This is a genomic window from Shewanella halifaxensis HAW-EB4 (assembly GCF_000019185.1).
Taxonomy (GTDB): Bacteria; Pseudomonadota; Gammaproteobacteria; order Enterobacterales; family Shewanellaceae; genus Shewanella; species Shewanella halifaxensis.
Genome location: NC_010334.1, coordinates 3,797,333 through 3,822,031, shown reverse-complemented (window position 1 = coordinate 3,822,031; position 24,699 = coordinate 3,797,333). Strand labels below are relative to the sequence as shown.

At 44.8% G+C, this 24,699-nt stretch carries 18 protein-coding genes; 11 read left to right on the top strand and 7 right to left on the bottom strand.

Translation table 11 applies throughout. The features are described 5' to 3' along the window. The first annotated feature begins 33 nt into the window (after positions 1–33). On the top strand, positions 34–1,041 hold the full coding sequence (gene serB / locus SHAL_RS16155) for a phosphoserine phosphatase SerB (protein ID WP_012278203.1): 1,008 nt from the start codon (positions 34–36) through the stop codon (positions 1,039–1,041). Positions 1,042–1,279: 238 nt separating this feature from the next. After that, on the top strand, positions 1,280–2,188 hold the full coding sequence (locus SHAL_RS16150) for an alpha/beta fold hydrolase (protein ID WP_012278202.1): 909 nt from the start codon (positions 1,280–1,282) through the stop codon (positions 2,186–2,188). A 103-nt stretch (positions 2,189–2,291) separates the two neighbouring features. On the opposite strand, the gene SHAL_RS16145 is transcribed toward SHAL_RS16150, so the two are convergent. Beyond that, complete coding sequence (locus SHAL_RS16145; protein ID WP_012278201.1) at positions 2,292–2,903, bottom strand: response regulator transcription factor; 612 nt, start codon at positions 2,901–2,903, stop codon at positions 2,292–2,294. A gap of 228 nt (positions 2,904–3,131) precedes the next feature. On the opposite strand from SHAL_RS16145, the gene SHAL_RS16140 reads away from it, so the two are divergent. From SHAL_RS16140 to SHAL_RS16120, 5 genes are all read left to right on the top strand, one after another. Continuing rightward, positions 3,132–4,916, top strand: a complete 1,785-nt coding sequence (locus tag SHAL_RS16140) for a sensor histidine kinase (protein ID WP_012278200.1) — start codon at positions 3,132–3,134, stop codon at positions 4,914–4,916. A gap of 342 nt (positions 4,917–5,258) precedes the next feature. Further along, a complete protein-coding gene (gene phsA / locus SHAL_RS16135) occupies positions 5,259–7,535 on the top strand; it encodes a thiosulfate reductase PhsA (RefSeq protein WP_012278199.1) in 2,277 nt (758 codons plus the stop codon). 12 nt (positions 7,536–7,547) lie between these two features. Then, positions 7,548–8,120, top strand: a complete 573-nt coding sequence (locus SHAL_RS16130; protein WP_012278198.1) for a 4Fe-4S dicluster domain-containing protein — start codon at positions 7,548–7,550, stop codon at positions 8,118–8,120. Beyond that, entirely contained in the window at positions 8,117–9,064 is a 948-nt protein-coding gene (gene nrfD / locus SHAL_RS16125; protein WP_012278197.1) for an NrfD/PsrC family molybdoenzyme membrane anchor subunit, read from the top strand. The genes SHAL_RS16130 and nrfD overlap by 4 nt, the downstream gene beginning before the upstream one ends. A gap of 271 nt (positions 9,065–9,335) precedes the next feature. Next, positions 9,336–11,162: a DUF3413 domain-containing protein gene (locus SHAL_RS16120; RefSeq protein ID WP_012278196.1), complete on the top strand. Its 1,827-nt coding sequence runs from the start codon at positions 9,336–9,338 to the stop codon at positions 11,160–11,162. Between the two features lie 140 nt (positions 11,163–11,302). Here SHAL_RS16120 and SHAL_RS16115 read toward each other — a convergent pair whose 3' ends face one another. Further along, positions 11,303–12,034 (bottom strand): DedA family protein, encoded by a 732-nt coding sequence (locus SHAL_RS16115; RefSeq protein WP_012278195.1) that lies wholly within the window; start codon positions 12,032–12,034, stop codon positions 11,303–11,305. 418 nt (positions 12,035–12,452) lie between these two features. Here SHAL_RS16115 and SHAL_RS16110 point away from each other — a divergent pair, with 418 nt between their 5' ends. Next, the gene (locus SHAL_RS16110) at positions 12,453–12,905 is read left to right on the top strand and encodes a DUF2127 domain-containing protein (protein WP_012278194.1); all 453 of its coding nucleotides are present in this window, start codon (positions 12,453–12,455) and stop codon (positions 12,903–12,905) included. A gap of 93 nt (positions 12,906–12,998) precedes the next feature. Here SHAL_RS16110 and SHAL_RS16105 read toward each other — a convergent pair whose 3' ends face one another. Then, positions 12,999–15,440 (bottom strand): PilZ domain-containing protein, encoded by a 2,442-nt coding sequence (locus SHAL_RS16105; RefSeq protein ID WP_012278193.1) that lies wholly within the window; start codon positions 15,438–15,440, stop codon positions 12,999–13,001. 152 nt (positions 15,441–15,592) lie between these two features. Here SHAL_RS16105 and radA point away from each other — a divergent pair, with 152 nt between their 5' ends. After that, on the top strand, positions 15,593–16,966 hold the full coding sequence (radA, locus tag SHAL_RS16100) for a DNA repair protein RadA (protein WP_012278192.1): 1,374 nt from the start codon (positions 15,593–15,595) through the stop codon (positions 16,964–16,966). Positions 16,967–17,058: 92 nt separating this feature from the next. Here the strand turns inward: radA and SHAL_RS16095 are convergent, their stop codons facing one another. From SHAL_RS16095 to SHAL_RS16085, 3 genes are all read right to left on the bottom strand, one after another. Then, on the bottom strand, positions 17,059–17,433 hold the full coding sequence (locus SHAL_RS16095; protein ID WP_012278191.1) for a PilZ domain-containing protein: 375 nt from the start codon (positions 17,431–17,433) through the stop codon (positions 17,059–17,061). 159 nt (positions 17,434–17,592) lie between these two features. Next, positions 17,593–18,138, bottom strand: a complete 546-nt coding sequence (locus SHAL_RS16090) for a YgjV family protein (protein WP_012278190.1) — start codon at positions 18,136–18,138, stop codon at positions 17,593–17,595. Positions 18,139–18,335: 197 nt separating this feature from the next. Then, positions 18,336–19,523, bottom strand: coding sequence for a BamA/TamA family outer membrane protein (locus tag SHAL_RS16085; protein ID WP_012278189.1), 1,188 nt, complete (start codon positions 19,521–19,523; stop codon positions 18,336–18,338). A 239-nt stretch (positions 19,524–19,762) separates the two neighbouring features. On the opposite strand from SHAL_RS16085, the gene SHAL_RS16080 reads away from it, so the two are divergent. After that, complete coding sequence (locus tag SHAL_RS16080) at positions 19,763–21,004, top strand: DEAD/DEAH box helicase (RefSeq protein ID WP_041416062.1); 1,242 nt, start codon at positions 19,763–19,765, stop codon at positions 21,002–21,004. Positions 21,005–21,453: 449 nt separating this feature from the next. After that, the gene (locus tag SHAL_RS16075; RefSeq protein WP_012278187.1) at positions 21,454–22,812 is read left to right on the top strand and encodes an NCS2 family permease; all 1,359 of its coding nucleotides are present in this window, start codon (positions 21,454–21,456) and stop codon (positions 22,810–22,812) included. Between the two features lie 442 nt (positions 22,813–23,254). Here the strand turns inward: SHAL_RS16075 and SHAL_RS16070 are convergent, their stop codons facing one another. Beyond that, a complete protein-coding gene (locus SHAL_RS16070; RefSeq protein WP_012278186.1) occupies positions 23,255–24,610 on the bottom strand; it encodes a YjiH family protein in 1,356 nt (451 codons plus the stop codon). Positions 24,611–24,699 lie beyond the last annotated feature (89 nt).

The following is a 24,699-nucleotide window of genomic DNA, read 5'->3' as shown; positions in this document are numbered from 1 at the left end:
TGTCTGTACTCGGTAGTTGGAGAGCTATAACTAATGGAAAGTTTGAGTCAATCGACTGTTTTTGCTTGGTTAAGTACCGAAGGTAGCATGTCTTTTACTGCTGGGGAACAAAGTTATTTTCGTCATAACGAGGCGGAATATCCAAAAGGGTTTTCTCGTTATCGGATCTTGTTTTCCGAACTAGAAACCCTAAACGCCGCGCAACTGCAGGTTATTAATGACGCTGTAGACAGTTGGCTTGAGTCCCTAAATTGCAAGCTGAGCCTAGCTCTGATTAAACGTGATTGCGGCCTGAATTGCATTGAAGTCTGTACTCCAGAGCCTTTAAGCGCCGAACAGATTGCCGCTATTAGTGAGACGGATTTTTTAGAGTTATTTGAGTTAACTTTCGACGCGCCGCAGCTAAGCCAAGTGGGTCTGTTGGTGATGGATATGGACTCAACCGCGATTGAAATCGAGTGTATCGATGAACTGGCCGAAATGGCAGGTGTAGGGCCTGCTGTAGCGGAAGTTACCGAGTTGGCAATGCAAGGTGAGCTTGATTTTGAGCAGAGCCTTAGGGCGCGGGTGGGCAAGCTTAAAGGCGCCGATGCTGAAATTATCGATATTCTAAGAGCCAAGCTGCCTCTAATGCCGGGCCTTAAGGAGATGATCGCAGAGTTACAGAGTCATGGCTGGCGTACCGTTGTGGCCTCAGGGGGCTTTACTCCTTTTGTGGATCAGCTTAAACAGCTATTGGCGCTAGATGCCGCTTTTGCTAATAAGCTAGATATTGATAACGGTAAGCTATTGGGCACCGTTTCCGGGCAAGTGGTCGATGCTCAATATAAGGCCGATACTGTGCTTAAGTGTGCTAAGCAGTGGCAGATAGCGGTGGGACAAAGAGTGGCGATAGGCGACGGTGCTAATGATATTCCGATGATCAATGCTGCTGACTTTGGTATTGCTTATCATGCCAAACCCAAGCTGGCTCAAGCGGCAGATGTCAGCATTAATCGACTCAACCTTAAGGTTTTACCTTACCTGTTTCAGATGAGTTAGCGCTTAACTTAAGTCGATGCCTGTTGTTGCTTTGCTAGGAAGACTCATAACGATTTTGTTGTGAGTTTTTCATGTTTGAAAGAGGTTGCTATCGCCTTGTTTCATTTAGCTGATAGTTTTTAAGCTCTGTTTAAAATCAGATTTATCAATCTGTTTTTTACTTTGGTTTAGAGTCTTTGCTCTTGTTTTTAGGCCGGTATTTCAGTAGGTTAGTTAAAAAAATAAGAGTGTTGCCCCTTTGAATATTCAGCAAAAATCCCTCTACGTTCCCTACCTGCATGGTCATCTGCATTTACGGCAGATCACGCCTGTCCAAGCGGATATGAGTAAGCCGCCTGTTTTAATGCTTCATGGCGCCATGTCAAACGGCCGGGTTTTTTACAGTGATTCAGGTAAGGGACTCGGTTGCTACTTAGCCGACTCCGGCGTGGTGGTTTATGTACTCGACACTCAAGGGCGCGGTCTCAGTGAGCCAAAGCTTGCTCGTGGATTTACAGCGGGTCAGGGTGAAGTGATTAGAGAGCAGTTACCACTAATTCAGCAATATATTCTATCACTTCACCCTAAAGCTAAGCGCGTGCATTGGTGTGCTCACTCCTGGGGCGGAGTGTTGATGGCCAGTGCGATTGCTCGCTATGAAAATCTGCAGCGGTCGGTAGCTTCACTGGTGACTTTTGGCAGTAAGCGCCGTATCGAGATTAAGTCAGTTAAAAAGTGGTTCACGGTCGATCTTATCTGGAATAAGGTCGCACCGATGATCGCTTGGCGTAGTGGTTATCTGCCCGCAGATAAACTGAGAATAGGTATGGATAATGAGTCTCGTGCATCATTACGTCAGAGTATTGAATGGGTGCGGGGTAATTGGGTCGACGGTGATGATGGTTTCGACTATCAAATGGCTGCAAGGGATGCTAATTGGCCCCCATCTTGGTTTATTGCGGCACAAGGCGATACCGTGTTAGGTAACCCAAGTGATGTGCAGCGAATGATTAAGGAGTGTCATATCAAGCGGGTAGATTACACCCTGCTATCAAAGAAGCAGGGTTTTAAGCATGACTATGATCACGGCGGAATGCTGACTCACAAAGATGCGGTAAACGATCATTTCCCCCGAGTTAGAGATTGGTACCACAACTTTAATGGCTAACGGCGCTAAGGCTCGTCATTAAAGTTTTTAGAACGATTCATTCTTGCGGGCTGGACTCTTTTTTAGATCGCGTAATTACCGTTAGCCATTTTACTCGCTAAATTTATTCACTCTTGTGGGCGAGCAACGGCGCCAGTTTGACGAGTTCAGCTAGGTTGTTCACTCCCAGCTTGGTCATTAATTTTGAGCGGTGTACTTCGATGGTTCGAATCGCAACACAAAGCTCGTTTGCCATCTGTTTATTGGTGTTACCGGCAATCACTAATTGAAAGATCTGCGCTTCCCGTTCGGACAGAGTATCAATCAAGGCCTGATTAGTACGTTTTAAGTGTTGATCAATGCTGTAAGTAAGCCCTTTGGCGATAGATTGTGACAGTAGGCTACCCGGAACAGGCTTTTGGAAGAAGTCAAAAGCCCCATTCTTAAAGGCATCCACAGCCATAGGCACATCGCCATGCCCAGTTAAGAAAATTACAGCCAATGGGCTCTTCGCATCACTGAGTAGTTGCTGTACTTGAGGCCCTGTTAGTCCCGGCATGCGCGCATCTAATATTACGCATCCAGCTTGGGTTAAGTCGACTTCAGCCAAAAAACGATCGCCACAGTTAAAGCTATTGAGCTTATAGCCATAACCTTCCATCAGAAAGTCGATCGAGTCGATAATCGCCTCGTCATCATCGACCAAATAGACAGGTCCATTGATTTGTTGTTGCACGCAGAGCCTTTTAATTTACTGGTGTTTAGATGATAGATATCCCAGTTTGCCGCTTTAATCCAACAATAATCTATAAAGCATGAATTGCATCACGCTCTAAAATTCCAAGGCTAGCGTAAGCTATTGCTAAATAACATAACTCCAATTTTACCTGAGCGAACGCCTGATACTGTTGGGTTATGGCTTTATTGGTAGATAAAGATTGGAGTTGATTTTAAGGAACTTTAATTGTCTCGGTTGTTGCTTTGTATATGTGTTCTTCTGTTCTCATCGGTGGCTTGGTCTAAGCCGCAGCAGTTCTATGTGGGCGTGTTAGCAAACTGGGGGCATCAGCAGGCCGTGGAGCGTTGGACGCCCATGATGGAGTATCTAAATGAGCATGTGCCAGATGCCGAATTTCATGTGTACCCGGGAAATTTTAAGGCACTAAATCTAGCCATGGAGTTGGGGCAAATTCAGTTTATTATTACTAATCCTGGGCAATACCTATATCTATCCAATCAATATCCCCTGTCTTGGCTGGCAACCATGCGTTCAAAGCGTCATGACGGCACCACTTCAGCCATTGGGTCGGCGATTATTGTTAGGGCGGATAGTGACTATCGCACCTTGTATGATTTAAAAGGCAAGGTAGTTGCGGCGAGCGATCCCCATGCGCTGGGAGGTTATCAAGCGACGGTAGGCTTGATGCATAGTTTAGGTATGGATCCTGACACCTTCTTTGGCGAGACCAAGTTTCTTGGTTTTCCGCTCGACCCTCTGCTCTATCAAGTACGCGATGGCAATGTAGATGCAGCCATTACCCCCCTGTGTACCTTAGAGGACATGGTGGCGCGTGGGGTACTTAAAAGTAGTGACTTTCGAGTGTTGAACCCGAGTCGTCCCGATGGGGTTGAATGTCAGTGCAGTACTACGCTGTATCCCAACTGGTCCTTTGCCGCGACAGAGAGCGTTAGCACTGAGCTCAGCAAAGAGATCACCCAAGCATTATTGGAGCTGCCTTCGGATTCACCTGCGGCTATCAAGGCGCAGTTAACAGGCTGGACCTCTCCTATCAGTCAACTTGCGGTGATTAAGCTGTTTAAAGAGTTGCATGTTAAGACTCCCGATAGTAGTCGCTGGGAAGCGGTTAAGAAGTGGTTGGAAGAGAATCGTCACTGGGGAATTCTGTCTGTTTTAGTGTTTATTATTGCCACGCTTTATCACCTGTGGATTGAATATCGCTTTCATCAAAAGAGCAGCTCGTTAATTGAGTCGGAGAGGCAGCTGAAGCAGCAGGCGGTAGCGCTTGAACGGTTACAAAGTGCCTCGATAGTTGGTGAGATTGGCGCGGGACTCGCCCATGAGATCAATCAACCTATTGCTGCAATTACCAGTTACAGCGAAGGCGGCATTATGCGCTTGCAAGGAAAGGAGCAAGCCGATACTGACTCTTGTATCGAACTTTTAGAAAAAATCCATAAGCAATCGACTCGTGCTGGCGAAGTGGTACATCGAATTCGAGGCCTACTTAAACGCCGCGAGGCGGTGATGGTCGATGTAAATATTCTGACCTTAGTCGAGGAGAGTATTTCACTTTTAAGGCTTGAGCTAGCGAGACGGGAAATACAAATTAATACTCAAATTAAAGGCGAACCTTTTTTTATTACCGCCGATCGAGTTGGGTTGCTGCAGGTGCTGATAAATCTAATCAAAAATAGTTTAGATGCGATTGCCGAAAGTGATAATGCTCGCTCTGGTAAGATCAATATTGAGCTGGACTTTAAAGAGTATCAGGTCAATGTCAGTATTATCGATAATGGTCCAGGACTGGCGATGGACTCCGATACGCTCATGGCAACCTTCTATACCACTAAGATGGACGGCCTAGGCTTAGGGCTCGCCATCTGTAGAGAGGTGATTAGCAATCATGATGGCCACTTCTTACTAAGCAACCGTGATGATGGGGTATTAGGTTGTGTGGCAACACTGAACTTGAAAAAACGTGGCAGTGAGGTGCCGATAGAGGTGTAATTCAAGCATTATTATGCTGTTTTTTGAAGTGAATGTGCGGCCATCTAGCCGCACATTTTGCATCTAAAACATGCAGTCATCAGCAAAATAATAAACTTTTCCCCAATATGTGGTTTACCACAATTTACAGGAATTCACTCCTGTGGTGGTGCAAATTTGAACTGTGAATTGCTTCACAAACGCCGCTATCGCAATGTCAGTATGTGGTTTACCACAATATCTAATATCACTCTGCTCAATAACAATGATGAAAACCTTAGGAAGAAGTTAATTGTGTTAAACAGTTAACTAGGGGCTTTATCTAACGCTCTCCTAAGGACAACTGTCATTGGGAGATTTAACATGAAACTAGATCGGCGAACCTTTATCAAAGGGGCCGGAGCCGGCACAGCGACTTGCGCATTAGCAACGCTTCCAGGCTCTTTAGCTGCCTTTGGGGATTCAAAACTGCAAGGTAGTGCAGAGTCTGTCGCAAGTATTTGTGAAATGTGTTCAACCCGCTGCCCAATATCGGCACGCGTCGTCAATGGTAAGAACGTATCGATTCTTGGCAACAAGAAGGCCGAGGATTTTGGCGGCGCCGTCTGTGCCCGCGGTGGTGCGGGTCACAGCCAGCTTTATGATAAACAGCGTATCGTTAAGCCATTGAAGCGCGTTGGTGAGCGTGGTGAAGGCAACTGGCAAGAGATCGAGTGGGATGAAGCCTATGCGCTAATCGCACAGAACCTTAATAAGATTAAAGCTGAGCATGGCGCAGAGTCTATCGCTTTCTCATCAAAATCAGGTTCACTATCCGGTCACCTTTTCCACTTGGCTAAATCTTTCGGCAGCCCTAATACCTTCACTCACGCCTCTACCTGTCCAGGTGCCTATGTTGTCGCTGCCAAGGCGATGTTTGGTGGCAAGCTCAAGCGTGACATAAGCCACTCTAAGTACATCATCAACTTCGGTCATAACCTCTATGAAGGTATCAATATGGCTGAGACCAGAGGCATGATGGATGCACAGATGGAGAAGGGCGCAAAGCTAGTGGTATTTGAACCACGCTTCTCGATTGTGGCTGACAAAGCCGATGAATGGTATGCGATTAAACCAGGTACTGATACCGCAGTTGCATTAGCGATATGTCATGTTTTGATTGAAGATGACTTATACGATAAAGCGTTCGTCGCGCAGTACGTGTCAGGCTTCGATGAGTTCGCTAAAGAAGTTAAAGCCTACACACCTGAGTGGGCTGAATCTATCAGTGACGTACCCGCTGAAGATATTCGCCGCATTACTCATGAATATGCTGCCGCTGCTCCCCATGCGATGGTGGATTTTGGTCACCGTTCAACGTTTACCACCGAAGAGTTTGAGATGCGCCGCGCGCTATACGCTGCCAACGTATTGATTGGTAACATTGAGCGTAAAGGTGGCTTGTATTTTGGTAAGAAAGCTGCGAGTTACAACAAGTTTGCTGGTGAAACAGTCGCACCTACCTTAGCTAAGCCTGGTGTCGATGGTATGCCGAAAATTGATGCTAAGCGTATCGATATGGTGGATGAACAGTATGCCATGATGTGGTCCTCTGGCGGTATTTACCAGACAATTCTAGATGCAACACTTGAAGCTGTACCATATCAGTTACGCGCCTGGGTGATGAGCCGTACCAACCCAATGCAAACCATGACAGATAGAGCGCGTATCGTTAAGACATTGCAAAAACTCGATTTTGTGGTGGCTTGTGATATTTATATTAGTGAGAGCGCGGCCTATGCCGACATCTTCCTACCTGAGTCGACCTATCTTGAGCGTGATGAAGAGATTGCCGACCTGTCGACGAAGAACCCAGCTTACTATGTGCGTCAACGCGTCGTTGAAACGATTGGTGACACTAAGCCGAGCTGGTTAATCTGGAAAGAGCTTGCCACTAAGTTAGGTCAAGGTCAGTTTTTCCCTTGGGAGAACATGGAAACTTTGCAGCTGTTCCAAGTGCAGCGTGATTTTGACTTACTAAGCAAGATCAAACAAGACGGTTACGTGAGCTATGGTAAGCCGCTGTTGCTGCGTGAGCGCGGCATGGTAAGAGACTTTGTTAATACCTATCCGAATGCTAAGGCTGTAGACGAAGACGGTACTTACGCGAGCCAGTTAAGCTTTAAGACACCAACGGGCAAGATTGAGTTGAGCTCTGCCAAAGTCGAGAAGATGGCGCCGGGACGTGGAGTCATTCGTTACCGTGAAGTCACGATGAAAAAGGCCGATGAGCTATTTTTCATTCAAGGCAAGGTCGCGGTACATACCAACGCAGGTACCCAGAATGTGCCTATGCTGGCCAACCTGATGTCAGATAATGCCGTGTGGATCCACCCAATCACCGCGGATCTGTTAAAGATCTCAAATGGTGACAAGATTAAGATCTACAACGATACCGGCAGTGAAGAGGGTCATGCCTTAGTTACCCCTGGTATTCGTCCTGATACTGTCTTTGCCTATATGGGCTGTGGATCAAAGAACAAGGAACTTGCTCGTGCAACCGGTAAAGGTGTGCATTGCGGTAACTTACTTCCTCATGTGACCTCACCGGTAACGGGTATGAACTTGCATACTACCGGTGTCAAGATTGCCAAGATTTAATCGGAGTTAATTATGACTAAGCGTTATGTTCTCGTGCACGATGAAAACAAGTGCATTGGCTGCCAGGCGTGTAACGTGGCTTGCCGCAGTGAAAACAATGTGCCTGAGTCGGTGACTCGCATTCAGGTCAGGATCGAGGGGCCTTACGGCAACTTCCCACATCTACATTTTAAATATAATCGCGTCTCTTGTGAGCAGTGTGAAAATGCACCTTGCGTAAAGGTTTGCCCAACGGGTGCCGCTTACGTTAATGATGATGGCATTGTATCGATTAACGAAAAGAAGTGTGTAGGTTGTCTCTACTGCGTCGCCGCTTGTCCTTACAAGGTTCGTTTCATTAACCCTGAAACACGCGTACCAGATAAGTGTGACTTCTGTAAAGAAACTCGCTTAGCTCGCGGTGAAGAGCCTGCTTGTGTGACGGTTTGCCCAACTCAGGCGCTTGTGTTTGGTGATGCCAATGATATGAGCTCTGAAGTGCGTAAAGTGTTAGATACAAAACCTCACTACCAACAAAAGGTAAACCTTGGCACAGAGCCTCGAGTCTACCGCATTCCTAGCCGTAAAGGAGGGATCAAAGCATGAACAATATCTGGGGCTCGATGGAGCAATACGATCCGGTAGTGTGGAACTGGATCATCGCGGTGTACTTGTTTATGGCTGGCCTGTCAGCTGGCTCAATGTTGGTGGCCATAGGGCTTAAGTGGTATAAGCAGAGTCGTGGCTTACCGACGGAAGGTTTGCCAGTGATTAAGGCGGCTGCGGTGATAGGTCCAGTAGCCATCTGCTTGGGTATGGCACTGCTGGTATTGGATTTGACGAAACCCTTTGAGTTTTATCATATCCTGCTCAACTACAACCTAACGTCTGTGATGGCATGGGGCGTTATCGCCCTGCTGATTTATATTCCGTTAGTGTTTGTGTTTGCGGCGCTGGTATTTGAAAAACAGGTTCTGCATTATGCGCCTTGGCTCGCAGGTGTACTTAAGGTATGCCGTCAGGTAGAAAATACGCTTAATAAGCTTATTTTTGCTCTGGGTCTAGGTGTCGGCGTGTACACTGGTTTCTTACTTTCGGCGATGATCAGTTATCCGATTTTGAACACTGCAGTATTGCCTGCACTGTTTTTAGCCTCTGCAATGTCTGTTGGCTCTGCGGGTAACATCTTAGTGGCGACTCTGTTCTTCAGTAAGAAAGAGTCAGATTGTATCGAGCAGGTTCACCGTATCGAATATCCTGTGGCCTTTAATGAAGCCTTATGCCTAGTGTTGCTGTTTGTTGGCTTAAACTTCTCAGGTCCTGCGGCGCAGGCCGCAACGGCGGCAATTACCACAGGTACTTGGGCGAGCGTATTCTGGATCGGTGTCGTGGGCTTAGGTCTCGTGGTACCAGTACTTGCCAGTACCTTGGCTCCAAAAGCGTGGCGTCATAGCAAAGGCTTCTTAATCACAGTATCTTGTAGCACCATTTTAGGGGTGCTAGCACTGAGACACTTCGTGGTTTACGCAGGGCAGAGCTATATCAGCTAATCGCTAGCGGTTTTATATCTAAGTGTTAATCATTAATAGCGGCCCTTTTGGGCCGCTATTATTTTTAGAGGAATTCTTGGTTCGTTGCTCAAAGGGGCTCGCTGCGGTAATTATGGCTTTTGATGTTAATAATCTTTTATCATTTCCCTATTATTTCTCTATAGTCAAGTAATTGCGAACTGTGTCACGCATTTTGAGTGAATGAGTGGGTAAAATCCGCGATTTTTATGTTTCCCATCACTGTAGGGCGAAACGAACAGGAACGGTGAAAATGTTACCTTTGCGCGCACGAATGAAGTCTCACGCGGTGCTAACATTAATAAATGCGTTGATATTTATTATGTTATCTGTGAGTTACTTTGATTACCTTCCCGCTAATCTAACACCTTTAGATTGGGGCTACATTTTCATAGCTACGGCTGGGCAGATGGGGTTGCTTGCTGGACTGCTTGGCTTTGTTAGCTTACCGCTTGGTTTGATTAAATCGACTCTAGTGAGAGTATTATCAACCTCGGCCATTTTTACTATCGCGCTGATAATCTTGTATGGTGATACTCAGGTTTTTGCTCAGTATCGCTTCCATATTCAACCAGTATTGGTTGAAATGATTTTCTCCGGTGGCATAGTCGAATTTTCGGCGGCAAATTATCTGTTTGCCGCGTCGTTAATTATGCTGGTATTTGCGCTGCAATGTGGGATTTATTGGCTCATATTGACCAGAGGTTGTGACCATCTCAAGCTGACTGGACGAGCTATTGCTTACCTTCTTCTCTTATGTGTGGTTGCCACGCACGCTGTCCATATATGGGCGAGCGCCAATGCAGTGAATTCAATCACCAACTTTAGCTGTTTTTTGCCTCTGTTTTACCCGGCGACAGCCAACAGGTTAATGCTGAAGTATGGTTTAGTGAATGAAGCAGAGTTAGCTCAGCAAAATAAGTTAAAAATCGATAATCATAGTAATTTATCTTACCCATTAGCGCCGATAACTTATGAACCCGTTACGCCAACTAACATTTTATTTATTGTGATTGATTCTTGGCGTCACGATAGCTTTAGCGCTGAAGTGACTCCAAATATTTGGCAATACGCTCAAAATGGTCAGGTGTTTAAGCAACATTATTCCACCGGTAATGCGACCCGTGCGGGAATATTTGGCTTATTTTATGGCTTACCATCCACCTACTGGCATAGCTTTTATCATAATCGCCAATCACCGATAATCATGGACCGAATACAGCAACTCGATTATCAGTTAGGCATTTTTTCTTCCGCACACTTAATAAAGCCTGAGTTTGATGAAACGGTTTTTGTTCATGTTCCTAATTTAAGAGTGCGTTCAAAAGGTGCGACCAAGCCAAGCCGAGACATTGAGATAACCCAAGAGTGGCTTGAATGGGATAAACATAAAGATCCTACGCGTCCAGCGTTCTCATTTTTGTTTTATGACTCTCCCCATGGATATGATTTTCCAGAGGATTACCCAAATAAATTTGAGCCACAAGTGTCTAGAATGGATTACTTAAATCTAAATAATGATACCGATAGACTGCCTATCCTGAACCGCTATAACACTAGCGTGCACTTTAACGATTCGCTGATAGGCAAAGTCCTCACCCAGCTCAAAGAGTCAGGAGAATTGGCCAACACGTTAGTGGTGGTCACCGGGGACCATGGTCAGGAAATCAACGACAATAAGCTAAACTTTTGGGGCCACAATGGTAACTTTACCGATCCTCAGATAAAAGTGCCTTTTATCATGTTTGGTGCAGATCTTAAGTCCGGGGTTAATCAATACGTTACTGATCATATGGACTTAGTTCCTACGCTGATGCAAACCTACTTAGGTTCCACCAGTCCGGCAGAAAATTATACGGCAGGCTATAACTTGTTCAAACGAGATCTTGAACGACGAAAATGGCTCATTCTTTCAAGTTACAGTGATTATGCCTTAGTCAATGAAAATAGCATTTTGCATGTTTCTGGCACTCAAGGTGGTTATCAGTATATGGATAGACATAATCATTCTAAAGAAGGTAAGCCTGATTTTCAGCAGCTAAATCAAGCTTATGAGTTGATGAAACGTTACTTGGAGTAGTATTCAGTTGCCGCACCAATTTGACCCGATGAATAGGTGCGATTAATTAGTATGGTAAAGGCTGTGATGATTTACAGTGGAAATTAAACCCTTGGCTTCCAATCAAGCAGGCCCTGTCAAATACAGGGCCTTAGAGTGAATTACTTAGCAGTTTTCTTTAGTGGTGCAGTCGATTTGGCAAGCACGGCTTCTTGAATGAGCTCGCTGACGATGGCTTTTCTGGCGCGTTTCTTCTTAATGATGAAGCTGCTTAACAGACTGACGATACCAATCGCTAGCGTCAAGAAAGGAGCGATGATGAGTACCATGGTGACAATGCGAGCAATACTCTCAGGCAGGTAAGATAGGGCGTAACCAAAACCGAGTAATAATGCACACCAACACGCCGCGCTTAGCCAGGCAAAGTAATGGAAGTTTGAGACTTTTTTAATGTGTAATCCCATCATTAATGGCAATAGTGGGCGTACAACAGGAATAAATCGCGCGGTAAATAGCGCCAACAAACCATGCTTATTAAGCAAGTTATCGACTGTCTTCATGCGATTTTCTGGTACCGCATCTATCCAGCGCTGAATTTTTGGCAGCTTATGTAGCCACCGGCCTTGAATGAATGCAACCCAGCTGCCAGTTGCGCCGGCAATGACTAAAGCGGCAAACACAATGGGAAAACTGATAATACCGGCAGCAGCTAGGCTACCAGAGAGGATTACTACGCTATCACAGGGCATTGGCGCTGCTGGAAGTAGTGCGCTTTCAAGCCAGATTAAGGTAAAAACACAAAGATAAATCATGGTGGCACTGCCAGGGGTTTGCAGTGAGGCAAAATCTTGATGCCAAAGAGCGGTAATAACTGAAATAAATGAATCTAGCATTGTTGGTGTTCCTAAAGGGGCATAGTAATCAAGACTAATACTTCATGTTGCAAAGGCTTGAGCTTGCTGCTAGTTGTGGTGTTATCAGTAACGCGAGAGACTTTTGAACACCTCCGATTTATGGACATAAATCGCCTTAGTTAGCACTATACATCAGGACTTAACGGTGCTAATTAACTATTCCTCTTCATTAATAAAAATACATCTTCAGTTCATCGTTAATTAATAATGAGCTAAATTTTAACCTCTTTAAGTTGGGGGCTTTCTGTTGGCGTATTTTTTAAAGCGACGGCTAAATTTCATTAAAGGTAATTAATACCGCCCCAATACCGAGCAAAATGGCGTAACATTAATAATAAGAATTATTTGTCACCATTGAGAGATTCGAGAATCTTCATTTCTCTCTAGAAAGGATCCCATGTCTTCAGTTAAAAGCGGCCTAAAAGCCATCGCACTCCTCGAGGCCACGAAAGGGCTAATATCTGTATTGGTTGTCTTTGGGCTGCATAAACTCGCCGGGCAAGACATTCAACGAGTGGTTGAAGAGTTACTGAGTCATTCCCACTTAAACCCTGCAAATCATTTAGTTCAGGAGGCGATTACACAGGCCGGTAAGATAACAGAGGCGAATATTATGTTTGTGATAGCAGGCGCCTTACTCTACGCTGGTATACGTTTTATAGAAGCCTATGGCCTTTGGCACAGTTTAGTGTGGACCGAATGGTTTGCCTTATTAAGTGGCGGGATCTACTTGCCATTTGAGGCGTATGAAATGTTCACCAAGCCGAGCTTATTAACGGCAGGGATATTAGTCATTAACCTCGTGGTTGTGGGTTATATGTATCGAGTTATCAAGCATAAAGGCTCTTGAATTGGTATGTTAAAGGCGGGTTCATCGTACTTAAAGCCTGATGCTCGTTGTTATCAACGTGCATTAGGGCTAATTTAGTAATGAGCTTATGAATTAACTTTCAGTGCTCAACTCTGGTTGTGCTAAAAGCTCGGGAAATCGTAGTCTCACCTCTTGAGTAATATCCAGTAGTTCACCCACCCCGATAATATTCCACAGTTGTTGTTCGAGCTTTTTCCCTCTGTGAGAGGCGTGAATAGCGATATATTCACGCTCACGACGGATGTAGTTTAAGTCAGGTTTGCCAGTGGCGCCGCGGTAGACTCTAAGCGCTAAAAACTCACCTAGATTTTGACTGCGCTTAATAAAGCTAAGTTGTTGAGCATACTCTGGTAGATCATATTCGCTAATACAGCGGACTTTTATCTGCCCTTGGGACATACGAGAGATCTGCACTAAGACTTCAAAATGAGTTAGTCCGTGTTGAGGCTTCATTGTCCGGATCGGTAAGATAAAGTCGCGCTTTAGCTTACCGTCATTAAGCAGCGGTGTTAGATCATACGCTAGCGTATTGTCGCTTTGAGATGCAAATAGGTTGGCAATATGGTTTTGCTCGGTCCCAATACCTAATGTCGATATATAGGCTGACTTTACTGTGCGCTCAAGATAAAAGGGAACCGACGCTAGTTTGCGCATGATAATATTTTTCATGCCATCGGCGAGCTCTTTACCGTAATGGTTACTTTCAGTAATTTTTTGAAGCTTGTCTCGGTTGTGTTCAATCAATCGATTTAAAAACTCGACGCCGACATGGGGCGTGTGACCGACTCGCGCTGCTAAGTGCAAGGTAACGCCGTTTTTACGGGTACGGATTAATCGATAAGGAAGCGACGCTAAAGAGATCTTACCGGCAAGGGGTTGTAGTTTAGGAAAGCTAACAAAAACAGGCTCGGCATCATCGAAGATCACTGGCGTTGTTACACTAAGCTTCATACCGCGGCTCGATATATCATCGGTACTCGCAGTTACACTTAGCTTACCTTGATTAAGCTGTATCGAAGTTTTAAAGGCAAAGCGTGACTCATTGCGTCGTTCACTAAACTGCAGTGAAATAAGCTTGGCTGTGTGTTGAGATATTTTCTTTTGGCCGAAGATTTTTAATGCATTAACACTTGTTTGATTATCCCCGTTCTGACTGACTTGGCTCCAGTTTTGATATAGCTTGGCGGCCTTGGGGTTAGTTACATCAATCAGTTGTAATACGTGGCTAAAGGCACTGAGTTGAGTCTCTGTTAATGCTGAATAACGCCCCTCGTCACCCGGTAAAATACTCGCTTTGTAGCACTGTTGATGATCGATAGTTTGTTTGCTTACCCTAAACATTTTAAAGCTAGGTTTTGCTGCTGCAAAGCTTAAAAATAGCGCTAATAAATCGCGAGAGTTTAGCTCAGCTAGGCTTGCTGAATAGAAGAATTTTGCACCTTGTACAGTGAAGGTGAAACAGAAAAACAGACTGTGTTGGTTATCATCAGCACAGTCGATAATTTGTTTCACTCGTGCTGATGTGAGAAAGCTGCTTAGCTGGCAAATCTCATTTTCATCTTTGAAGTATTCGCTAATTGTTTGGTTATCGCGACTCAGTAATTTATGACTGAGTATGAGTTGAGCCTCGTCGCTACCTTCCAAGCTTGCTTTCGTTTCAAAAAATAGAGGCAAATGAGGCAAGTGCGGTAGATAATGACGTTCAAAGCCAAGACCTTTGGTGGTAACCAATACGTCGTTAACATCGATCTTATAACGAAACTTATAGCCATGGATCAGTTTTTCTAGCATTTGCGCTAAAGCTTCTGTGCCTGATAGCCGTTTTAGCCTGAGCCAGCAATATTCTTGATTCTGCTCTGCATCGACGATTTGATAATCGACGCCTTGCTGTAGGTCTTGGTGATAATATTCATCACTTAGCTCTACAAGTTTTACTCGAATAGGTTTACTCGCTTGTAGATTATGCTTTGCCTTAAGACGAATTCTCGCGCCGCCCACCGAGAGATCGACGGTAATGCCGTCAATACTTTGGTGGCCTTGAGTCACGTTAATGCGCATGCTGTAATTCATTCGCTCTTCACTGCGGGCAAGGTAGCTGCCTAATACCACACCATCGGCTACAAAAGGCGATGAGTTGGCCTCAGGCTCACTTTGACTCGATTGCCGCTGTTTTATGACTCGTTTTTTGTGGTTTTCTATGACCTGCTCATATACGCCTAACGTATACTCGTCTCGGTAAAGGGCGAGGGCTTGCAAAAAGCTTTCTTTAGCGGGGGCGTCGAGATAGTGTTGTTGCTCAGCAAAGCTAAACACTTCACATTCAAGTTCTGTCTTATTGCGTAAATCTATATTGCGAGTACAGAGTGAGGCGAGCCTATTGAGCTCCATTTTGAGCAAAAAGCGAGTTGAATTGGTTTCATCTGCGGTGAGCTGTTCGAACAACTCTGAGAATTCAGGTTCCATCAACAGGGGTTTTAGTTGTTCAACAAGCGCTTTGTGCAAATCTAAAGTCATTAATCACTTCTTTTGGGATGCTAAAAAGACCTAGGGCTGGTAGGCTCATGGGCAAATATTCAAGGGAATGTAGATTGATCCCTTCTACCTTAAATAAGTATCGGCCAATATTGACGTTACTTTACCGATTTTACGCGATCTAAAAAAGAGTTATGGCAAAGAATAAAACAGCTTACGTATGTAATGAGTGCGGTCAAGATTTTCCTCGTTGGCAAGGGCAGTGTAGCGCTTGTCAGGAGTGGAATACTATTAGCGAACTTAAAATTTCCGCATCTAGGCCTGCTCGAAGCAGCGTTTCAGGTTATGCGGGATCCGTTGGCGGTGGTTCAAAGAAGCTAAAAGAGATTGAAGAGTTTGAAGCGCAGAAAATGCTTACTGGTATTGGTGAGCTTGACCGTGTGCTATGCGGCGGTTTAACCACGGGATCAGTCAATATTATTTCTGGCGACCCGGGTGCTGGTAAAACCACGATTTTATCAGACTTAGTCTCGCGCATGTCGCAGTTAATGCCGTCACTATACTGTACCGCCGAAGAGTCATTATCTCAGTTTAAAAACCGTGTGAATCGTCTTAAGTTAGATTGCAACGAAGACAATTTATATTTAATGGCTGAAACCAGCGTTGAAGCGATTATTGCAGAACTTGAAGAGAAAAAAATCAAGTTTGCGGTTATCGACTCTATTCAAGCTGTGGTTACCGATTTAGCCAACGGGAGTCCTGGCTCGCCATCACAGGTTAAGAGTAGCGCTCAAGCGTTGACTCAGTATTGTAAGCAAAATAACGTGACCATGTTTTTAGTGGCGCACGTTAACAAGAATAATGAAACCGCAGGCCCACAAACCCTTATTCATATCGTCGATTGTTTAACGCATATCGAGTGTAACGACGGCCAAATCCGCACACTTAGAGCCAACAAAAACCGTTTTGGTGATGTGGATACCGTGGGTATTTTTAAGATGACCGAGCGCGGCATGATAAGTGTCGATAATCCGAGTGAGATTTTTCTTTCTGGCTCGACGACAGAGTCGCCCGGTGCTGCGATTACCTGTATCCGTAAAGGCAATCGCAATCTGTTACTTGAGATCCAGTGCTTAACGACAGAAACAGAAGCTGAGTTTCCACAGCGAGTTTGTGTTGGTCTGAATATGAACCGTATTAAGATGTTAACAGGGATATTGCGTAAGCATACTAAGACAAAAATTTTCCACGATACTTATTTTAACTTGGTTGGCGGCCTTAAAATTGATGAGTCTGAAACCTGTATCGATCTGGCATTAGTCACCGCTTTACTCAGTAGTTTGAATGACTTTGTGGTACCCAGAACGACCTGCATCATGGGAGAGTTGAGCCTAAACGGTGATGTTCGCCCTATCGATAGTGGTGTGCCAAGAGTTAAAGAGGCGGTTCAACACGGTTTTACGGAAATCTATATTCCATTTCGGAATTATCATAAGTCGATGGAAGGTTCTGGCGCTAAGATTATTCCAGTGAAAACCATCCATGAACTGCTTGAGTTGATCAATTAGCTAGGCAGAGTATCTGCACTGAGTATGAAAGCAAAAACGCCGCAAAATCTGCGGCGTTTTTATATTTTTACCATAGCGGCCGAAGGGGGCTATCAGATACTCGTCTTGTTATCGTGCTCGAATAATCGTTCTAACTCTCTATCTAACAATGAGGCATCACCTAGGTTGAGTTCGAGTAGCCGACGCAGGTGGCTAATGCTCTCAACGTCAATATGCTTGCAAGATAGGCCAAGCAATTGGTTCTCTTGGTGAACTATCTCTACTAGCATCTGCAGCTTAATTTCAGAGTCTTGAATAATAATTTCGAGTTTCGCGCTCTGTATATTGGGATCCCACTGAGCTGGTCGCTCGACCAAGGCACCATTAAGACTAATATCCAATAGCTTCGTTGCCCAGCTGCTATCATGGCTATTTAGCTTGGCATCGGTGGTAAATATTAACCGCGAAAATAACCGTCTGTCATCCATATCTATCCTTGACCCTGTGGCATATTGAGCTGCTACGGCGTGTATATTGCCGTGTATATTGCATGTTCGTACCGTAATCTTAGCGCAATCATAAGCTAAGAGATTATTCTTGTACAAATTTGTAGCAAATAAACTTGAGCTCGCTAAGATTTTGCACTCTTAAGCAGCGGCTTGCTCGCTATATTCAGCCTGCCTATGGGGTAATAAGCTGTGTGCCAAAATCGCTACCGTCACTAGCTGGTATAACATCCCAGACCAAGACAAAAGATAGACGGAAAGCGTTAAGTTGAGCATATTACTGACCAGCATTGCACAGCGTAATTTTGCGCCACTTGAGTAAAATAGTGCAAAACTCATCAGTACAGCGCTTGCAACCGTGCACCATTCGCTCCAGTGTTCGGCCCATATGATCCCCTGTAGAATCGCAATGCTTGAAAACAGTACTGGCAGGATACTCCTAAAGTAACCATCTCGACTCGAGCTATGTCGACAAGTTGCAAAGCGTACAGCATTCACAAGCTGGTTGAGCATACCCAATGTGCTGCCAAGTAAGCCTAAGTGAATTGCAGTGAGACAGGAAGCCATGAGGTTGCCAGAGAGTAATTGTTGATCGTTTTTCTGAGCGTTGGCCCACCAACCAATGGCCATTGAGATAAAACCTAACGCTTGGATCCAAAATAATACTTGATGTGATAATTCGAACACTAAACTGCAAAACCTAAGAGTCACTAAAAAAACGAATGGCTATTGTCGTTTTTTTGCGCAGTAAAACTGTGATCTTAAGTGGCTTACTCGATTTTAACGGTTCAGTTTTATAGTGAGTTGTGAGCAAGATCGCTTAGTATCTGTTTAATCTAAATTAGTAACGTGGCAAGCAGTCAACTAAATCATCTCTGTCCAGTTTAAAACCCCGTACCGACATTGACATACCAAGCCGTATCTTCTGGGCCTCTAGCTACGTCAATTCCCATATGTAAGCCATAACGCCGAGCGATGGTATATCGAAAACCTGCACCATAAGCGCTTTGTTGTTCGCTGTCCCACATGTCGCTATTACTCTTACCAGCGAGCCCGGTGCCGACAAATGAGAGTAACATCCAGCGGGGATTAACTTTCCACATCAGCTGTACTTCGCCTGAACCGACATTTTGTCCTTGATAGCGATTCTTAGGGATGCCACGCAGGTCGATAAATGGGTAGGTAAAAATCGGCAGTCGGCTATCACTCTCAATTGTTTGATATTGCAGCTTTACTCCTAGAGTAAACTTGGAGGAGAGAGGCCAATAATTACTGCCTTTGGCATTAAAGCTTTGGTAGTTGTAGTCACTGCCAATATCTTTGCTAAACCAGTCATATTCAAATAGATAGTTATAACCGCTGCTGGGTAAGAAAAAGTTATTTAAGCTGTCGTACTCGACTATGGCGCCAATAGAGGAGACGCGCGGTGAGGTGTTGATAATATCACGGAGTCTATCTATGAGTTCTGGTGGTATATCGTTAAATTCGCGGCGACTGCTTAAATCGAGATTAAGGTGTTTTTGTGAGAGGCCAATAAACAGTGGGCTGTTATTAATTCGATATTGAAGCTTTTGAATAATGCCATAGCCTTGCATATTCATATCGAGGGAAAGATCTTGTGCGAAATCACTTTGGCTATAAAAGCTCATGTTTATGTCGCCATAGCCGCCTCCCACGAGATAACGAATACTGTCTTGTGCCCATGTCTGCCTATGGCCTGCAAACCCCATTTTAGTACCGTTATCAGTAGCACCTATGCCCACAACAGAGATCCCCGGAGTTAACAGCTGCGCGCCGCCATCGATAGAGTGAGTGGCAAGCTCCTTGCGCGACTTTTGTTGCTGCTCACTTTCATGCAAAAACATTCCCATTACCGCAAGGCCGTTACCTACAGAGGGCTCAGTAATAATGGTGGGGACGGGTAAGAAGCCATAGGCGTTTTCGGCAAGGTATTGCCCTGCATCAAAATAGCCGTCGATAGGGTCAAAAAACTCAATAGATGCATTGACATAAAGTGGGGAACAGCAACCTAGAGAGATTAAACCGAGTCTAACCATTCTATTGAGAAACATCTTCTTTCCCTCCTTATCCCTGTGGAGCTCCAGTATACGCAAAATAGCAAAAAAGATTCAAATATGCAGTTAATTGATAGCTTATGAATAAGGAGCAAAGGTAAAATAGCTGGTGACTAAATTAGGCTTATTTTAGGTTTAGCAGCCTGCAGACACTATGAGGTTTAATGCTTAGACTTGTACCTCAAAACAGCACCACAATACTGTCATTTTTATGTTTAAAATCAAGGAATACCATCGTGTCATTTTCATCACTGTCTTTAAGTGAAAAACTTCTCAGTGTGGTAGCACAAAAAGGTTACCAGCAGCCCACAGCCATACAAGCAGAGGCCATTCCTGCCATTTTGGCTGGCCGAGACATAATGGCAAGTGCTCAAACAGGAACGGGCAAAACCGCGGCGTTTACCTTGCCTTTGCTGCAGCGTTTAATCGATAAATCATCTAGTGACGAACAGAGTAAAGCCAAGCGCGCTTCAGTGCTGGTATTAGCGCCAACTCGTGAACTTGCTGTGCAGGTTAATACCAATGTTAGTCAATATGCGGTTAATACCGATGTTAGCAGTATCGTGATATATGGCGGTGTGAGTATTGACGCTCAGGCGACAAAACTTGCAGCGGGTGTTGATGTTATTGTCGCGACTCCGGGACGTTTACTGGATCATGTACGCCGTGGCACATTAAATTTATCTGATATCGAATACTTGGTATTTGATGAAGCCGATCGCATGTTAGACATGGGATTTATGGATGAAATTAATGCGATTTTAAAGCAACTACCAGCCAAGCGTCAGACGCTGTTATTTTCAGCCACGTTTAGCTCGGCCATTTTTGAACTGAGTAAAAAGTTACTGCAAAAGCCGCTTCGAATAGAAGTCGATAAAGCGAATAGTGCCGCAAATAGTATCGAGCAAGTTGTTTACGCTGTTGATAGCGAACGTAAAACTGAGCTTTTGTGTCACCTGATTAATAAGAGCGCTTGGCAACAGGTACTGGTTTTTAGCCGCAAAAAACAAACGGCTGATCTGATCGCACAAAAAATGTTGGCCGCAGGGATCGAGGCTAAGGCATTTCATGGTGACTTAGGCCAGGGCGCACGTGAGCAAGTACTTAATGACTTTAAGCAAGGTAAGATTAAAGCCTTAGTGGCAACCGATGTGGCTGCGCGTGGCTTAGATATTGTTGAGTTAAAGGTCGTCGTTAACTATGAAATTCCATTTGTGGCCGAAGACTATGTGCACCGTATTGGACGCACAGGCCGCGCTGGCAATACTGGTAAAGCAATAACACTGTACAGTGAAGATGATGCCTTGTTACTTGAAGAGGTCGAGTCAGTGATAGATAAGCGCTTGCCACAGCAATGGTTAGAAGGATTTGAGCCTGACTTAACTAAGCTTGAGCCTGTTACACGAAAGAATAGCAAAGCTGCTCAGCGCCAAAGAGCAAAGAAGCGTGCGTTAGGTGCGGATAAACGTCGTCGATAAGGTGTGCTGGCTGTTATAGCAGTCAGTATAAAGATGTGATTTATTATACTGACTGGTATTAATTAGCCATGTTAGGAGGTAAACCTTTAGAGCTATTTCTTGCAGTTTGAGTATGCTTGGCTTGAAAAGGCCTCATATAAAACGCTGTTGGCATATTTTTTGTTGATACTAATCAAAAATCTTCTTAGCGAGCTATTTCCACGCTGTTGATTGCTGTAAACTCCGCGCCAACAACGGCTGTGTTGGTAAGAGTAAATTTTACCAGGCATTTCGCTCGCAGGTCACTTTGTCTAAATATTCGTTTAATTATTTATCTGGTTATTCGTTTCAATATACATAAGTGGATCTCTCACCCGACATTTGTCGTCGGGGCTCTACCTGCCATAGCCAAGTGGCCAATTGAATTCAATTGGTTAACCATATTTAAGAGATCAAAAGGTATCACTACTATGAAGTCTGAACAGACTCTTGCAAGCTCTGCTACTCCTGCCGATTCAGTCTTGGATCGCTACTTCAAAATATCAGCTCGTGGAAGCACATTAAGACGCGAAGTTATCGCGGGCTTAACCACGTTTCTTGCCATGGTGTATTCGGTGATTGTGGTGCCGAATATGTTAGGAGCAGCGGGGTTCGATACTGGTGCGGTATTTATTGCCACCTGTTTAATCGCCGCGTTTGGCTCCTTGCTAATGGGCTTGTGGGCAAACCTACCAATGGCTATCGGTTGTGCCATTTCACTAACGGCATTTACCGCATTTAGTATGGTGCTTGGCCAAGGGATCTCAATCCCGGTCACTTTGGGCGCCATCTTCTTGATGGGTATCGTGTTTACTCTTGTGAGTGTTACAGGCGTTCGTCAGTGGGTACTGACTAATTTACCTAAGGGTATTGCTCACGGCACAGGTATTGGTATCGGCTTATTTCTGTTACTGATTGCCACTAACAGTGTGCAGTTGATTGTGGCTAACGACACCGGTTTACCTGTCGCGCTTGGTAATATTCATAGTCTACCAGTTATCGCGACCATTATTGGCCTAGCCGCAACTATCGGCCTTGAGCGCCGCGGCATGCCGGGTGGCATCTTATTGGTGATCGTTGCGCTGTCGGTATTTGGATTAATATTTGATCCTGCGGTTAAGTACCAAGGTCTTTTTGCTTTTCCTGATCTGATGTCAGATGAGTCGCTTATCGGCCAGCTCGATATCATGGGCGCACTAAATCCAGTCGTGTTACCGATTGTTCTGGCATTGGTGATGACAGCTATTTTTGATGCAACAGGTACGATCCGCGCCGTAGCTGGTCAAGCAGAGCTGCTCGATGATAAAGACAATATTATTGGTGGTGGCAAGGCATTAACCTCTGATTCGGTAAGCAGTATCTTTGCTGGCGCAGTCGGCGGCGCTCCTGCCGCTGTTTATATCGAGTCTGCAGCGGGTACCGCGGCTGGTGGTAAAACTGGCCTAACGGCGACGATTGTCGGTGTGTTATTCCTGCTGATGATGTTTCTTGCACCACTTAGCTACTTAGTACCGGCATACGCAACCGCGCCAGCACTAATGTATGTGGGTCTATTGATGCTAAGCAACGTGACTAAGCTTGATTTTAACGACAAAGTCGATGCTATGGCAGGTCTAACCTGCGCAGTATTTATCATTCTCAGCTGTAATATTGTGACCGGTATTATGCTGGGTTTTGTGACCTTAGTTATTGGCCGACTATGTAGCGGTGAATGGCGTCAAATTAAGCCGGGGGTACTGGCTATCACAGTCGGCTTAGTGGCGTTTTATATGGGTGGTTGGGCGATTTAAGTTCAATTGCCGATAGCCTTACCATAAAAAGCCAGTCATTGATGACTGGCTTTTTTGTCTGCGTTTAATAGCGATTAGCGTTTTATAGACCTGAGAGAGTCTACCTCGTTGTAGGCTTAAGTTTAGGCTCATATAAAGGCGTCGATTGACACGTCTGCGTGTACAGACTAACGAGTAAGGCGGGTTTCTCTGCGTCGTAAAGCGGCTCAAGGCTAGCTGCGTTCGAGGGGGAGTTAGCCATCAAGCCTTACTGGAAGCTATAAGCTGGGAAATTGGATGCAGAGAAGGGCTGTATATTGTCACTTTAGCTTAGACTCAAAGCTGGCTGAGCAAGGAATTATGTTGCAGGCTGGCTAATACAATGAATTAACGAGATAAAAAAAGCCAGTTGGCAATAGCAACTGGCTTAGTTAAAACCGTGAACCTATTTGTCGAGGCGGTTTTAGAAGATTAGGTGCGCAACACCGGCAATAACAGGTAGCGTTACTAATGTTCTTAGGATGAAGATCACGAACAGCTCAAGGAAGTTAACTGGGATCTTACTACCAATCAGTAGTGCGCCCACTTCACTCATATAGATAAGCTGAGTCACTGACAACGTCGCGATGATAAAGCGAGTCATATCTGATTCGATAGAGCTTGCTAGGATTGCCGGGATAAACATATCCGCATAGCCAACCATAATCGTCTTCGATGCCGCAGCCGCTTCTGGTACCTGTAATAGCTCAAGTAGTGGAATGAAAGGCATGCCTAAGTATTCAAAGATTGGCGTGAATTCGGCGATCATCAGCGCGATAGTACCGATACCCATTACTACAGGGATCACGCCAAAAATCATATCAACTACATTCTTCATGCCATCAACAAGGGTGTGCTTAACGCCGCCAGCTTGAGAAGCTTTGCTCAGCGCTTGGTGCAGACCCCATGAGAATGCGCCGTATCCCGCAGGAATGGTTTCATCATCAGCATGGCGAGGTGTATCGTCGACATAGAGATCTTTCTTCCAAGATAGCGGTGGTAGCTTAGGAACTACGATCGCCGCCACAAAACCAGCAAGACAGACGGTTAAGTAGAAAGGAACGAATAGGTGCTCTAGTTGAACCTGAGAAATGACCACTAACGAGAAGGTAATTGATACTGCAGAGAAGGTGGTACCAATAACAGCAGCTTCTCTTTGAGTGTAGAAGCGAGCTTCGTACTGCTTGCTGGTCATTAAAATACCGACACTACCGTCACCTAACCATGACGCCATACAGTCGATAGCGCTACGACCCGGTAGATTAAAGACAGGGCGCATCACTTTGGTCAACATAGTACCTAGAAGCTCAAGTAGACCAAAATTCAGTAGTAATGGTAGCAACATACCTGCAAATAAAAATACTGAGAACAGTACTGGTAGTAGGTCGTTGAGTACCAACGCGCCAGTGCTACCTGAACGAATGGCTTCAGGGCCCACCTCGAAGAAGGTTAGTGCGATAAAAATTGCACCAAGAATACGTACCACTAACCAGATAGGGCTTACGTTAAAGAGGGAGTGTAAAAAACGGTTCTCAACAATAAATTTTGGCTGTAATACTTTTGTAAGTAGCGTAGCTAAAGCGGTGAAGATAACAATCGCAGTTACGATACCGACGAGTACGCCGCTTAAAAGGTTTTGTAGGCCTTTTGAGATGATCGCGATAGGGATCGTCAGTGCATCTTGATAGCTGATTGGCATCATAAACAACAGTAGACCAATCAAAGACGGCACGATGAAGGTGAGTATTGTTTTAATGTTGTGGGTTGGTTTTTCTGACACTTTATTTACACCCTAAATAACGATTTTTTGCTTAATGACAATAAACAGACGTCTATGCATAAACAGATAAATTATTGAATATCCATTCA

Excerpts from the sequence above, each read along its gene's own strand:
- serB (WP_012278203.1), top strand. The coding sequence starts at position 34 with ATGGAAAGTTTGAGTCAATCGACTGTTTTTGCTTGGTTAAGTACCGAA.
- phsA (WP_012278199.1), top strand. The coding sequence starts at position 5,259 with ATGAAACTAGATCGGCGAACCTTTATCAAAGGGGCCGGAGCCGGCACA.
- SHAL_RS16130 (WP_012278198.1), top strand. The coding sequence starts at position 7,548 with ATGACTAAGCGTTATGTTCTCGTGCACGATGAAAACAAGTGCATTGGC.
- nrfD (WP_012278197.1), top strand. The coding sequence starts at position 8,117 with ATGAACAATATCTGGGGCTCGATGGAGCAATACGATCCGGTAGTGTGG.
- SHAL_RS16120 (WP_012278196.1), top strand. The coding sequence starts at position 9,336 with ATGTTACCTTTGCGCGCACGAATGAAGTCTCACGCGGTGCTAACATTA.
- SHAL_RS16115 (WP_012278195.1), bottom strand. The coding sequence starts at position 12,034 with ATGCTAGATTCATTTATTTCAGTTATTACCGCTCTTTGGCATCAAGAT.
- SHAL_RS16110 (WP_012278194.1), top strand. The coding sequence starts at position 12,453 with ATGTCTTCAGTTAAAAGCGGCCTAAAAGCCATCGCACTCCTCGAGGCC.
- SHAL_RS16105 (WP_012278193.1), bottom strand. The coding sequence starts at position 15,440 with ATGACTTTAGATTTGCACAAAGCGCTTGTTGAACAACTAAAACCCCTG.
- radA (WP_012278192.1), top strand. The coding sequence starts at position 15,593 with ATGGCAAAGAATAAAACAGCTTACGTATGTAATGAGTGCGGTCAAGAT.
- SHAL_RS16095 (WP_012278191.1), bottom strand. The coding sequence starts at position 17,433 with ATGGATGACAGACGGTTATTTTCGCGGTTAATATTTACCACCGATGCC.
- SHAL_RS16085 (WP_012278189.1), bottom strand. The coding sequence starts at position 19,523 with ATGTTTCTCAATAGAATGGTTAGACTCGGTTTAATCTCTCTAGGTTGC.
- SHAL_RS16075 (WP_012278187.1), top strand. The coding sequence starts at position 21,454 with ATGAAGTCTGAACAGACTCTTGCAAGCTCTGCTACTCCTGCCGATTCA.